Annotated in this window: 11 protein-coding genes; 2 read left to right on the forward strand and 9 right to left on the reverse strand. The window is 70.5% G+C overall.

Features of this window, described 5'->3' with window-relative positions; translation table 11 throughout:
• Positions 1–16: 16 nt before the first annotated feature.
• Positions 17–1,519: a DNA polymerase Y family protein gene (locus tag ACWEIJ_RS02390; protein WP_449835409.1), complete on the reverse strand. Its 1,503-nt coding sequence runs from the start codon at positions 1,517–1,519 to the stop codon at positions 17–19.
• Positions 1,516–2,259: a hypothetical protein gene (locus ACWEIJ_RS02395; RefSeq protein ID WP_449835410.1), complete on the reverse strand. Its 744-nt coding sequence runs from the start codon at positions 2,257–2,259 to the stop codon at positions 1,516–1,518. The genes ACWEIJ_RS02390 and ACWEIJ_RS02395 overlap by 4 nt, the downstream gene beginning before the upstream one ends.
• 225 nt (positions 2,260–2,484) lie before the next feature.
• Between ACWEIJ_RS02395 and ACWEIJ_RS02400 the strand changes: the two genes are divergently transcribed.
• Complete coding sequence (locus ACWEIJ_RS02400) at positions 2,485–3,204, forward strand: hypothetical protein (protein ID WP_449835411.1); 720 nt, start codon at positions 2,485–2,487, stop codon at positions 3,202–3,204.
• A 50-nt stretch (positions 3,205–3,254) separates the two neighbouring features.
• On the opposite strand, the gene purH is transcribed toward ACWEIJ_RS02400, so the two are convergent.
• The 7 genes from purH to ACWEIJ_RS02435 all read right to left on the reverse strand — a co-directional run bounded on the left by purH (position 3,255) and on the right by ACWEIJ_RS02435 (position 11,952).
• A complete protein-coding gene (gene purH / locus ACWEIJ_RS02405; protein WP_449835412.1) occupies positions 3,255–4,826 on the reverse strand; it encodes a bifunctional phosphoribosylaminoimidazolecarboxamide formyltransferase/IMP cyclohydrolase in 1,572 nt (523 codons plus the stop codon).
• On the reverse strand, positions 4,823–5,440 hold the full coding sequence (gene purN, locus ACWEIJ_RS02410) for a phosphoribosylglycinamide formyltransferase (RefSeq protein ID WP_449835734.1): 618 nt from the start codon (positions 5,438–5,440) through the stop codon (positions 4,823–4,825). Before purN ends, purH begins: the two co-directional genes overlap by 4 nt.
• Positions 5,441–5,495: 55 nt before the next feature.
• Positions 5,496–7,010, reverse strand: coding sequence for a cell division protein PerM (locus tag ACWEIJ_RS02415; protein ID WP_449835413.1), 1,515 nt, complete (start codon positions 7,008–7,010; stop codon positions 5,496–5,498).
• A gap of 124 nt (positions 7,011–7,134) precedes the next feature.
• On the reverse strand, positions 7,135–7,857 hold the full coding sequence (locus tag ACWEIJ_RS02420; protein WP_449835414.1) for a DUF5336 domain-containing protein: 723 nt from the start codon (positions 7,855–7,857) through the stop codon (positions 7,135–7,137).
• Between the two features lie 159 nt (positions 7,858–8,016).
• Positions 8,017–8,904 (reverse strand): succinate--CoA ligase subunit alpha, encoded by an 888-nt coding sequence (sucD, locus tag ACWEIJ_RS02425; protein ID WP_449835415.1) that lies wholly within the window; start codon positions 8,902–8,904, stop codon positions 8,017–8,019.
• Between the two features lie 5 nt (positions 8,905–8,909).
• Positions 8,910–10,076, reverse strand: coding sequence for an ADP-forming succinate--CoA ligase subunit beta (gene sucC, locus ACWEIJ_RS02430; protein ID WP_449835416.1), 1,167 nt, complete (start codon positions 10,074–10,076; stop codon positions 8,910–8,912).
• 196 nt (positions 10,077–10,272) lie between these two features.
• Positions 10,273–11,952 (reverse strand): hypothetical protein, encoded by a 1,680-nt coding sequence (locus ACWEIJ_RS02435; RefSeq protein WP_449835417.1) that lies wholly within the window; start codon positions 11,950–11,952, stop codon positions 10,273–10,275.
• A gap of 159 nt (positions 11,953–12,111) precedes the next feature.
• Between ACWEIJ_RS02435 and ACWEIJ_RS02440 the strand changes: the two genes are divergently transcribed.
• Entirely contained in the window at positions 12,112–13,068 is a 957-nt protein-coding gene (locus tag ACWEIJ_RS02440; RefSeq protein WP_449835418.1) for an esterase/lipase family protein, read from the forward strand.
• Positions 13,069–13,163: the final 95 nt, after the last annotated feature.

Consider the following 13,163-nt stretch of genomic DNA (forward strand, 5'->3'; position numbering starts at 1 on the left):
TACTGGTCGTCGTGCATCAGTCGTACACCCCTTCCAAGAACCACCTCTGGTCCCTGCGGATCAGCAGGAACGCCTGGTCGGGCGTCTGCACCTGGACCCGCGCGGCCCGGTGCGGGTCCGGCGCCCACCACCGCTCGTCGACCGGCCACGGCCCGGCCCACGCGGTCACCTCCTGCGCTTTCCCTTTCACCACAAGGCTCTGAGGCCGCGCGGTGAGTTCGAGACGACCGGTCACGCCGACCTCGTCGCCGTTCGCGTCCTTCAGCTCGGCCGGGTCGTCCGCGAGCGTCGCCGGCGCCCTGGTCAACCGGCCGGGCCACGGGTGGTCCGGGTTGCGCACCGGCACCCGCTCGTCACCCCACGGCACGAGCCTGACCTGCTCCTTCGGCCCTCTGCCGCCGTCGAGCACCGGCATGAGCACGCCGTCGGGGCCGAGCAGGCCCTGGACGTGCAGCAGTGCTCGTACCGCGCGTTCGTCGTCGTGGCCCCACAACCCGAGCTGGAGCGCGGTGCCGTTGACGACCTCGACCGGTTCGAGGGTGAGCGTCCTGATGCCGGAGGTGAGGCGTTCGCGGGTGAGCCAGCCGTCGAGCTGCCAGCGCACGCGGTCCGCGATTCCCCTCGGTGTCAGCGGTTCCGCGGCCCGCCACACCCGGTGCAGCTCCTCGTCGTGTTCGGTGCGGGCGTGGATGCCGAGCCGGGTGCACGCGAGGCTTCGGTTCGCGAGGTTCTCGTGCAGCCGTTCGGAGAGGATCTTCGCGGCGAACGCGGCCGAGTCGATGCGCTCGACCGGTTCGTCGAAGGTCTCCGTCACGGCCAGCTCCGGCGCGGGTCTGCGCTTGTCGAGCGGGCGTTCCGGCAGGCCGCGGGCCAGGCGGTGCTGCCGCGTGGCCGGGCCGCCGAACCGTGACGCCACCGCGTTCTCCGGGACGTCCGCGAACGCACCGAGCGTCTTCAGGCCGAGTCTTCGCAACAGATCGACCAGCTCCGGCGCGTCAAGCTCGTGCACACCCAACGGTCTGAGGAACTCCGCTGTCCCGTTCGGCGGCACGATCACGTTGCGGTGCGCGGCTTTCGTGGCCGCGAAGAGACTGTCGGCCACCCCCACCTGGGCTTCGACACCGGTGTGCTGGGCGATGTGGTCGACGATGCGTTCGGCCGCCTGCTCGGCGGAGGAGAAGTAGCCGACCGGCCCCCGCGCCGGCACCGCGACCAGGCCCGGTTGCACGACCTCGATGCCGGGCGCGAGCTCCTCGACCGCCGCCGCGACCGGTTCGAAGAACCTGGCGTCGCGCTGCGGGTCGTGCTCGAAGGTCACGAGCTCCGGGCACATCGACTCGGCCAGGCGTTTGCGCATGGCTCCGCGGATGCCCTCGGCCCGTGCCACCGCCGAGGTGGACACGATCTCGTTGCCGTCGAGGACCGCCACCGGCACGTGCTGACTGGTGCCGGTGGCGGTGCAGGCGGCGACGACGGGCCAGTCGGGGCACCAGACCGCGAGGAGACGGGTGTCCTTCACGCAGGACGACCCCTGGTTGTAGCCCGCCTGGAGGCCAGTTCGTCGACCCGGTCCGGACCGGCATCAGCCGGCTCGTCGGACGCGGGCGGGTCACCGGCCACCAGCGGGAGCTCGATCTCTTCTTCGCCGAACGTCAGCACCACGTGCTTGGGCTTGCCCGCCTCGCCGCGGCCACCGCTGCGCACGCTGATCTGCTGACGCCGCAACGTTTCCGCGCCGTCGTCGAGCGCGTTCCAGCGCACGGACTCCGCGGTGAGCGCCACGTCGGGCGAGGGCCAGGCCCCGAAGGCGATCAGGACGGCGCGGCGTTGACGGGCGCGCGCGGTGAGGCGACGCGCGAGTGAGGGAGGTAGTGGACAGGCGACGGCCACGAGGTCGATGCCGTCCAGCAGGGCCGCGATGACAGGGCCCGGATCGGCACCGGGCTGCGGGACGAGTACCAGCCGCTGCACCGAGACCCCGAGCTCGGCCGCGGCCAGCACGCCCACCTGCGGCAGACCGACCACGGCGGCCCAGCAGCCGTCCGCGGTCGCGCCCGCGAGCAGGGCGAGCAGCAACGATGTCGATCCGCCCACCGACACCGTGCTGCCTCGCCGCAAGCCGCCCCACGGCAGCAGGCCCGCCAGTTCCCCGCGAACCGGCAGGACCCGCCCCGTGGCGTGGTCGGTGGTGGTGCTGGTCAGCTCGCTGGCCGGGTTCACCCCGAGCGCGGCCAACGACGCCGTTGCCGACCTGGACACTCCACCCACCTCCCGTCTCGGACCGTGCGCACCCCTGTGCACGGCCGCCGCGGGAAGTTCGGCGACTTGCTTATTCGAACTCCTGTTCGAACGAACGGGATGATCGTAGCGCGCCTCCGCACCCCTGTGTCAATGCCAGGGCGTCACTCTTTCGGGGGACAGGCGCACGCGGTCGGACAAGGTCATCTACGGTGGCCGGATCACTGGGACTTACTGGGGAAAACCGTGAACCGACCACCACACGGGTGGCAGCAGCCACCACCCGGATGGCAGCAACCCCCGCCGGGATGGCAGCAGCCCCCGCCGGCCTACGGCCATCCGCCACCGCCGCCACCGAAGAAGAGCAAGGCACCGCTGATCATCCTGCTGATCGTCGGTCTGCTGGTGCTCGGAGGTGGCGGCGCCGTCGCACTCGTCCTCCACCTCGACGCGAACAGGGACGGCGGCGATCCGAAGCGCGCCGACAAGCTGCCGGCGTTGTGCGGGAACATCACCGAGGCCGCACTGGCCAAGGCTCGCGTCACGAACCCGGACGGGCTCGGTTCGTCCGAGTTCGACATGGGCGAGAACACCAAGCGCACGATCTGCGAGTGGAGCCAGACCAAGGACGTCGACGGCACCGGTTACCGCCGCGCAACCGTGTACGTCACGACCAACTCGAACCGCACCGACGTCGACGAGATGGTGGCGGACCACATGAAGACCAGGGGTGTGCCGCAGCAGAAGCCGCTCGACGGGCTCGGCGACAAGGCCGCGGCGGTGCTCGTGCAGGAGGACGACTCCGCGATCACGGACATCTGGATCATCGTGCGCAAGGGCGACACCGTCGTCCAGGTCGACTACACCGGCTGGGACGCGGGCGTCTTCACCCACACCAAGCCGGACGTCCCGGAGTTCGAAGCCGCCGCGAAGGGCCTGGCCGAAGCGATGGTCGCGAAGCTCTGACGGAAACGGGGCCGCCTCCACGAAGGAGACGGCCCCGTTCTCTCAGCACATCAGTGCGCGAAGTGGCGCGTGCCCGTCAGGTACAGCGTCACGCCGTGCTCCTCGGCCTTCGCGATCACCTCGGGGTCGCGGACCGAGCCACCGGGCTGCACGACCGCGCGCACGCCGGCCTCCAGCAGCACCTCAAGACCGTCCGGGAACGGGAAGAACGCGTCGGAGGCCGCGACGGCACCCTTGGCCCGCTCACCCGCGCGCTTCACCGCGAGGTGCGACGAGTCGACCCGGTTGACCTGGCCCATGCCGACACCGACGGTGGCACCGTTGTCCGCCAGCAGGATCGCGTTCGACTTCACGGCACGGATGGCGCGCCACGCGAACTCCAGGTCCGCCAGCGTCTTCTCGTCCGCGGGCTTGCCGCACGCGAGGGTCCAGTTCGCCGGCGAGTCGCCTTCGGCGTCGATGGCGTCGCGCTGCTGCAGCAGCAGGCCGCCGGACACCGGACGCATCTCGGCACCACCGCGGGCCGGCGGTTCGGCCACGAGGATGCGCACGTTCTTCTTGCGCTGCAACACCTCCACCGCACCGTCCGCATAGGACGGAGCGATGATCACCTCGGTGAAGATCTCCGAGACGAACTCGGCCATCTCCACGGTGACCTCGCGGTTGGCCGCGATGATGCCGCCGAACGCGCTGACCGGGTCGCACTCGTGCGCCTTGCGGTGCGCGTCGGCGATGCTCACGTCGGACACCGCGATGCCGCACGGGTTGGCGTGCTTGATGATCGCGACGCACGGCAGCTCGTGGTCCCACGCGGCACGCCAGGCGGCGTCGCCGTCGAGGTAGTTGTTGTACGACATCTCCTTGCCGTGCAACTGCTTCGCCGACGCCAGGCCCACGCGGCCGTCGCCCTGCGTGTAGATCGCGGCGTGCTGGTGCGGGTTCTCGCCGTAGCGCAGCACGTTCGACCGGTTCCAGGTCGCACCGACCCAGCCCGGGAAGCCGCTGCCCTCGTCGTCGGGCGCCAGCGCGTTCCCGATCCAGGACGCCACGGCCACGTCGTAGGTGGCGGTGTGGCGGAACGCGTCCGCGGCCAGCTTCTGCCGGTCGGCGAGCGTGAAGCCGCCCTCGCGGACGTTCTCCAGCACCCACTCGTAGCGCGCCGGGTCGACGACGACCGCGACGTTCGCGTGGTTCTTCGCCGACGCGCGGACCATCGCGGGGCCGCCGATGTCGATCTGCTCGACGCAGTCGTCGGGCGAAGCACCGGACGCGACGGTCTGCGTGAACGGGTAGAGGTTCACGACCAGCAGGTCGAACGGCGCGATGTCCATCTCGCGCAGCTGCTGGACGTGCGTCTCCTTGCGCAGGTCCGCGAGCAGACCGGCGTGCACGCGCGGGTGCAGCGTCTTGACGCGGCCGTCGAGGCACTCGGGGAACCCGGTCACCTGCTCGACCGGCGTCACCGGGACGCCCGCGTCGGCGAGGACCTTCGCGGTGCCGCCGGTGGACACGATCTCGACTCCGGCCGCGTGCAGGCCGGTGGCCAGTTCCAGCAGGCCGGCCTTGTCGGAGACCCCGATCAGGGCCCGGCGGACCGGTCGCCTCTCGGCAGGAGTGGTCACGGGATGCTCACCTTTCGTCCGTTCACGGTGCAGCCCTCACGGGCCAGCCGGCCGACCGTCTCGACGAGCAGCCGGCGTTCGACGACCTTGATGCGTTCGTGCAGGGTCTCTTCGGTGTCGCCGGGTTCGACGACCACGGCCTCCTGCGCGAGGATCGGCCCGGTGTCCACGCCCGTGTCGACCAGGTGCACGGTCGCTCCGGTGACGTGCACGCCGTAGTCCAGGGCGTCCCGCACGCCGTGGGCGCCGGGGAACGCGGGCAGCAGCGCTGGGTGGGTGTTGATCATCCGGCCGCCGAAGCGCGCCTGGAACGCCGGGCCGGTGATCTTCATGAAGCCGGCGGACACCACGAGGTCGGGCTCGTAGGACGCGACCGCCTCGGTCAGCGCGACGTCCCACGCGGCCCGGTCGGCGTGGTCGCGCAGCTTGACGACGAAGTGCGGCACCCCGGCGCGTTCGGCGCGCTTGAGGCCCTCGATGTTCTCGCGGTCGGCGCCGACCGCGACCACCTCGATCGGGAGGTCGGCGTCCAGCAACGCCTGCATGAGGGTTCCGGAACCGGAGACGAGTACGACGACGCGCGCCGGTGTGGGAAGCCGAAGTTCGGTGCTCAGCGTCTACTCCTGGTCGTGCGGCGGTGTTGCAGCAGCTCAGGGGCAGCCTATGACGTCACCGTTCCGGCTTGCCGTCCAGGTCCTCCTCCGGCTCCATGCCGAGCATCTCGTCGAACTCCGCGTCGAGGCCCTCTTCTTCTGCCTCAACGTCTTCCTCGGGTTCTTCGTCCTCCTCGACGACGTCCTCCGGCTCTTCCTCGTCGTCGTACTCGTCTTCTTCGTCGTCGTAGTAGTCGTCGTCTTCGAGGTCCTCTTCGACCTCGAACTCGTCCTCGTCCACCACTTCGAGCTGTTCGAACTGGTCGGTGAGCTCGTCGTCCTCGAACACGACGTCGGAGTCGGCCGCTTCCTCCTCGTCGAAGTCCGGCTCGACGAACTCGGCGTCATCGGCCACCACCGCGGGCTTCACCCTCGACCCGGCGAGCCACGCGACGAGCACACCCGGCACCAGCACCCACAGCGCCACCATCAGCGCCAACAGGCCCGCGGGCACCGTCACGGGGTCGAACGCGCCGGACGCCAGCCGTCCACCGGCGGTCGCGGCGAGCACCAGGCTGCCCACGGCGGCGGTCACCGCGGCGACCAGCACCGCGCGGAACCGCGAGGCCGGCCGGTCGGACACCTTGCGGCAGGTCCAGCCGACGAACGCGCCGATCAGCGCCGCACCGGCCAGCACGGCCGGGCTGAACGCGGACTTCTCCTCCGGCATCGCCGCGAGCAGCGGCACCGGAGGCACCGGCCCGCCGACGAACCGCATCGGCGAGACCTCGACCCCGCCGAGCGAGAAGCCGGCGCCCACGACGTAGGAGAAGCCGGCGATGATCGCGTTCGGCAGGTAGGCCAGGCACAGCAGGAACACCCCGAGCCCGACGCCGACCGACGGACCCGCGCCCGCGAACAGCTCGCCCGTCCTCGACCACGAGGCCGCAAGCCCGCCCGCCACCGCCAGCGCACCCACGCTGACCAGTGCGAACAGCGCCATGAAGCCCGAGCGCAGACCGTGCAGCGCCACCGGGTCGAGCTTGTCGAACACCATCTCGACCAGACCGCAGCGGCGGGCGACGCCGAGCGTGGCGGCGAGACCGGACACGGCGGCGCAGCCGAAGAACGCGACAGCGGGCGTGGCGCGCACGACGCCGTCGCCCATCAGCAACGCGATCGTGCCGCCGACGACCGCGTGCGCACCGGCGATGCTCAGCACGACACCGCGCGCCTGGAGGGGTTCGTAGAGCCCGAGCCGGTCCGCCGTGCCCGCGGCGGTGCGGCCGACGAGCAGCATCAGCAACGCGGTGGGCAGCAGCGGCAGCACGCCGAGCTGTCCCGCGTCGAAGCGCAACGGCACGTGGTGCGCGGCCAGCCACGCGGGCGCGGCCGCGCTGAGCACACCGGCCGTGGAGAAGGTGGCGTACGTGGCCGTGGCGGAGACCAGCGCGAGCACCGCGGCGACGGCGGCGTACCCGACGACCACCGATCCGACCGCGGCCGCCACGAGCACGCGCATGCGTTCGGAGCGCGAGAACTCGGGCGGACGCACGGTGGCGACCTCACGGGTCACTTCGCGTTGCAGCACGGGCACTTCTCCACTGTGTCAGGCCGGCTGGGCCGTTCGAGTGAGGCACGCCGGGTCATACGACAGGGGTGGTGCCGGAGACCCGGCACCACCCCAGAAGAAAACCAGCACAGCGGTCGAACACTTACTGCTGCGGTCCGCCGAAGCCACCGGGCGGCGTGCCGGGGGCACCGAACTGGCCGGGCTGCGGCATGAAGCTGGTCTGCTGCGGCGGCTGACCCGGCTGCGCGGGCTGCTGCGGCTGCTGACCGAACTGCTGCTGGCCGAACGACTGCGGCTGCTGCTGCGGAGCCTGCGGCTGGGGCGCACCGTGCTGCGGGTGCTGACCCTGCTGCGGGAAGGCGCCGGACTGCGGGTTCCAGCCACCGGGCTGACCGGGCTGACCGCCGTAGGGGTTCGCGGGCTTCGGCTCGAACTTCACGATGCCCTCGGCGAGCAGGAAGGCGAGCACGATCGCCGCGGTCTCCAGCAGCGCGATGATGAGCACGACGATGTCGAGCCCCTGCACCGACGGCGACTTGATGATGCCCTGCAGCTGCAGCAACGTCTGCACGGCCGCCAGGATCGCGGCGACCGGGACGAAGCCCCTCGGGATGCTCGGCAGCACCGTGAGCCCCGCGAGCATGCCCGCGGCGAGCAGGTACGTGACGTTGCCGCTGCTGACGTCGTCCGCGAACGCGATGAGGTAGGCGACGAGGCCCAGACCGGCCGCGACCAGCGGGAGGATCAGGCTGAGGTTGATGTTGTTGGCGCCGGGAGCGCCGGGGGCGCCGTGGGCCTGAGGCGGTGCCTGGTGCTGTGCCGGACCCGGCGGCTGCTGTTGGGGTGCGCCGTAAGGCACGGACATGTCGAGGTCTCCTCCTCCAGCCGAGTGATGCTTCAAAACGCTACTTGACGCACATGCTCAGACGATGACCGGATCATGCCGGTTCCGCCACACGAGCGAGGGCCGGACTCCGAAAGTACTCCGGTGTCCGGCCCTCGTGTGCTGCTCTGGAACTACTCGTCAGAGAGCGTTCATGATCTCGCGCATCAGGGCGGCGGTCTCGGACGGCGTCTTGCCGACCTTGACGCCGGCGGCCTCGAGGGCCTCCTTCTTGGCCTGCGCGGTGCCCGCCGAGCCGGAGACGATGGCGCCGGCGTGGCCCATGGTCTTGCCCTCGGGGGCGGTGAAGCCTGCGACGTAGCCGACGACCGGCTTGGTCACGTTCTCCTTGATGTACGCGGCCGCGCGCTCCTCGGCGTCGCCACCGATCTCACCGATCATCACGATCGCGACGGTCTCGTCGTCGGCCTGGAAGGCCTCGAGGGCGTCGATGTGCGTGGTGCCGATGATCGGGTCGCCACCGATGCCGATCGCGGTGGAGAAGCCGAAGTCCCGCAGCTCGTACATCATCTGGTAGGTCAGGGTGCCGGACTTCGACACCAGACCGATCTTGCCGCTGCCCGCGATGTTCGCGGGGATGATGCCGGCGTTCGACTTGCCGGGGCTGATGATGCCGGGGCAGTTCGGGCCGATGATGCGGGTCTTGTTGCCGGTCGCGACGGCGTGCGCCCAGAAGTAGGCGGTGTCGTGCACCGGGATGCCCTCGGTGATGACGACGGCCAGCTCGATCTCCGCGTCGATCGCCTCGACGACGGCGGCCTTCGCGAAGGCCGGCGGCACGAAGATCACGGTCACGTTCGCGCCGGTGGCCTCCATGGCCTCCTTGACCGAACCGAAGACCGGGAGCACGGTGCCGTCGAAGTCGACCTTCTCGCCGGCCTTGCGCGGGTTCACGCCACCGACGATGTTCGTGCCGGACGCGAGCATGCGCTTGGTGTGCTTGGTGCCCTCGGCACCGGTCATGCCCTGGACGATGACCTTGCTGTTCTCGTTGAGGAAGATAGCCATCGTTCTCAGACCCCCGCAGCCGCGAGCTCGGCGGCCTTGGCGGCCGCGTTGTCCATCGTGTCGACAACGGTCACCAGCGGGTGGTTGGCCTCGGCGAGAATGCGGCGGCCCTCCTCCACGTTGTTGCCGTCGAGGCGGACGACGAGCGGCTTGGTGGCTTCGTCGCCGAGGATTTCCAGCGCCTTGACGATGCCGTTGGCGACGGCGTCGCACGCGGTGATGCCACCGAAGACGTTCACGAACACCGAACGCACGGCCTCGTCGCCGAGGATGACGTCCAGGCCGTTCGCCATGACCTCGGCGGACGCGCCGCCGCCGATGTCGAGGAAGTTCGCGGGCTTCACGCCGTACTGCTCACCGGCGTACGCCACGACGTCCAGAGTGGACATCACGAGACCGGCGCCGTTGCCGATGATGCCGACCTCGCCGTCGAGCTTGACGTAGTTGAGGCCCTTCTCCTTGGCCTTGGCCTCGAGCGGGTTCTCCGCGGCCTTGTCGACCAGCTCGGCGTGCGCCGGGTGGCGGAAGGAGGCGTTCTCGTCGAGCGTGACCTTGCCGTCGAGCGCGACGATCTTGTCCTGCGGGTCGCGGACCAGCGGGTTGACCTCGACGAGCGTGGCGTCCTCCGCGACGAAGGTCTCCCACAGCTTGACGATCGTGTCGACGACCTGGTCCTTGACCTCGGCCGGGAAGTTCGCCGCGTCGGCGATCTCCTTCGCCTTGGCCGCGTCGACACCCTTGATGGCGTCGATGTGGATCTTCGCGAGGGCCTCGGGCTTGGTGGCCGCGACCTCCTCGATGTCCATGCCGCCCTCGACGCTCGCCATGGCGAGGAACGTGCGGTTGGCACGGTCGAGGAGGAAGGAGAAGTAGTACTCCTCCGCGATGTCGGAGGCGGGCGTCACCAGCACGCGGTGAACGATGTGCCCCTTGATGTCCAGGCCGAGGATGGCGGTCGCCTTCTCCTCGGTCTCCTCGGCGGTGGAAGCGAGCTTCACACCACCGGCCTTGCCGCGGCCGCCGGTCTTGACCTGGGCCTTGACGACGACGGGCTGGCCGAACTTCGCGGCGATGGCCTTGGCGTCGGCGGGGTTGGTGGCCACATCGCCCGGCAGTACCGGGACGCCGTGGGCGGCGAAGAGGTCCTTCGCCTGGTACTCGTACAGGTCCACTCGGGTCTCCTGCGACGTCGGTGTCGGAACACCGCGCCTGGGTGGTCCTCAAGGGGCCGTGCGAACCCACTTGACGCGGCTGGGCCAAGACACTATCGAGCTGCGGCTACCGCTCGCACGCCACCACTGGTGAGGTCGGTCTCAACGGCGGTGAGGTCGATCACGCGCACGCGCGCGAATACAGGAATGAGCGGGTTCACCGGGTCGCGCGAGCGCCCATCAGGCCCGCCGCGACGAGCAGTGCGGCCACCGACGCGAGCGCGAGCCACGTGCCTGGACCTGCCGTCGCGCCCACGACCTTGTCGCCCGTCAGCGGCAGTTCCAGCGCCCGCACACCCATCAGCAGCACCGCGCCGGCGAGCACCGCGGCGCCGCGAGCCGGCCTCGACCGCAGCGCGACCACCAGGCCGATGATCAGGAGCATGAGTGAGACGAACAACGCCACCCAGATCGCCACGTCGTTGTCGGACCCCAGCGTCGGCGCCTTGTAGTCGGCGGCGCGCACGGCCGGCAACGCGAAGGCGCCCACCGCGAAGAGCCCGGCGAGCAGTGCCGCGCCCAGCTCGGTCATCGGGACCTCGTCCTTGCGGCCGGGTTCGGCGTTCTCGCGCTCGACCGCACCGGCGAGACCCGCGCAGACCAGCGCGAGCAGGCCGAGCGGGAGCTCGACGACCATCAGCCAGAAACCGGCACCCGGCTGCGCGATGCCCGCCTGGCTCGCGGTCAGGACGGGTTCGGCCGCGCCCGCCGCGGCGAGCTGCACCGCGAGGAAGCCGAACAGCAACGCCGGGCGCACTGCGGCGGCGACGGACGGCACGAGCAACGCGAGACCCAGCACGCCGAACGCGAGCCCGGCCGGCCAGAGCAGCTTCGCGGACGCGAGCTCCGGCGCGTCCCCGCCCGTCGAGAGGACGAGCTGCGGCAGGACCGCGCCGATGAGCACCATCAGAGCGGAGAGAACAGTGAGCACACCCGCTGCCACGTGCATGCGCCGCACCGTCGGCAAGGCGGGGTCGCGGGTCTCGTCGCGCTTGCCGCTGAGCACCCGCGCCAGCCTGGCCAGCAGCGGCACCGCGGGCAGGATCAGCGCGGCGAGCAGCACGAGCACCGAGCCGGCGGTGATGCCGAGACCCGTCGCGACCGTGCCCGCCACCAGCGGCGGCAGCACCACCGCCAGCAGCGCGAGCGACACGCCGAACGCCCCGCCCTCGCGGGTGTCCGGGTCGGGCGAGCTGGCCGCGAGCGCGGTGGCGAGCGGTGCGGCGAGTGCCAGGAGCAGGCCACCGGTCAGGCCGAGCACCGGCAGGTCCCACGGCCCGCGGTCGAGCTGGAACGGGTCCGTCGAGGTGAACGGCTTGCCGAGCAACCCGACGGTCGCCACCGCAGCGATGATCACCGGAAGGGCCACGAGGGCCGGGGGCTCCGACTCGTCCGCCGGCAGGCCGGCCCGACCGGCCGCCAGCACGCCACCCGCGATCACCAGCACGTGCCCGGCGACCAGCAGCCACAACCCGGCGGACGGGGTGACCGCGAGCAGGGTGGTCGGCCGGAACAGCTCGGGGCGCGCCACGGCCATCGGGGCGAACGCGATCTGGAGATCGCTCAGCAGTCGTCCGAGGGACAGGACACCGACCGCCGCGATCAGTCCCGCCGCCACGAACGGCCTGCCGCGGAAGAGCAGCACGCCCGCGACGGCCGGCGGCGCCAGCGCCAGCAGGGCGAGCAGCGGCCACGACGTGAAGGCGGGTTCCGCGCCCTTGACCACGCCGAGCAGCGGGCCCGCGGCGAGGAGGAGACCGCCCGCCGAGGCGAGCGCCCACGAGATGCGCAGCCGAGCGGCGGCCGGGGTCTGGTTCTCGAGCTCGGTTCGAGTCATCGCGGGCGAACCTAGCAAGTCACCTGGTGGTTTCCGCGTCAGCGGTCAGTACCTAATGAGACGAAATTCGTTCGCATGTGGAAAAGACGCGTCGGGTACTCCTAGCCGGTGACTTCATCACTTACCGTCGCTCATGTGAGCGATAACAGCCGGTCGTGGATGACGCGTCTGACTGACGCCGTCCTCGACCGTGCCGGGTGGGGTGTGCACACCGCGCGCGATGTCGCCGAAGAGGTGAAGGTCGCGTTGCGCGCGATGGCCACGCCCGGCGGTCTGCGTGGAGTCGCGATGGAAGCGGCCTGGTTGACGGCCCACGCAGTGCTCTACCCGTGGGGCGCGATCACCGAGCAGCTGCGCCAGGACGGCCAGTTCCGGCACTACCGCACCGACGGTCTGCCACCCCTGCAGCGCGGGCTGATGGTTTCGGCGATGGACGCGGCGGGCACCCCGATCGTGTTGGTGCACGGCATCGGGGACAACCGCTCCGCCTTCGCGGTGCTGTCGGGGGCGCTGCGGAGGCGGGGCTTCGGGGTGGTGCACGCCATCAACTACAGCGTGCTGACGGCGTTGACGGGGGATGTCCGCCGCTCGGCCGCGCTGCTCGGTGCGCACATCGAGCGGATCTGCGAGCAGACCGGCGCCGACCAGGTGCACGTGGTCGGCCATTCGCTCGGCGGGCTCATCGCGAGGTATTACGTACAACGGCTGCACGGCGATGCACGCGTTCGGACGCTCGTGACCCTGGGGACGCCACACCGCGGCACGTTGCTCTCGTACCTGCTGCCGACGCCGTTGACCCGGCAGCTGCGCCCCGGTTCGGAGCTGCTGTCGGAGCTCGAAGAGCCCTGCCGCCCGTGCCGCACGCGCTTCGTCGTGGTGTGGTCGGAGATGGATCAGATCATCGTGCCGCAGCGCAACGCCCGGCTGGAGCACTCCTCATTGCTCGTCGAGGAGCACCAGATACGTGATTCAGGTCACCTTTCTTTGCCGGTTGACACGAGGACTCTTCACGTAGTTGTGACAGCCATCACTCGATCGGACGACTCCCTGGGTCACCCCATCGCCGCTGGCGGTGAGGCGTGTCGCCCGCCCGAAGTGACCGACGGTCACAGTTGACAGTTGAAACCTCCTGGTTGCCGCCTCTTCGGGGGACATAACGAACTGGGGTTTGCCCTCTGAGGCTCCCCGCCGTTACTGTCCCCCGGTCCGTT

The organism is Lentzea sp. NPDC004789, assembly GCF_053601075.1.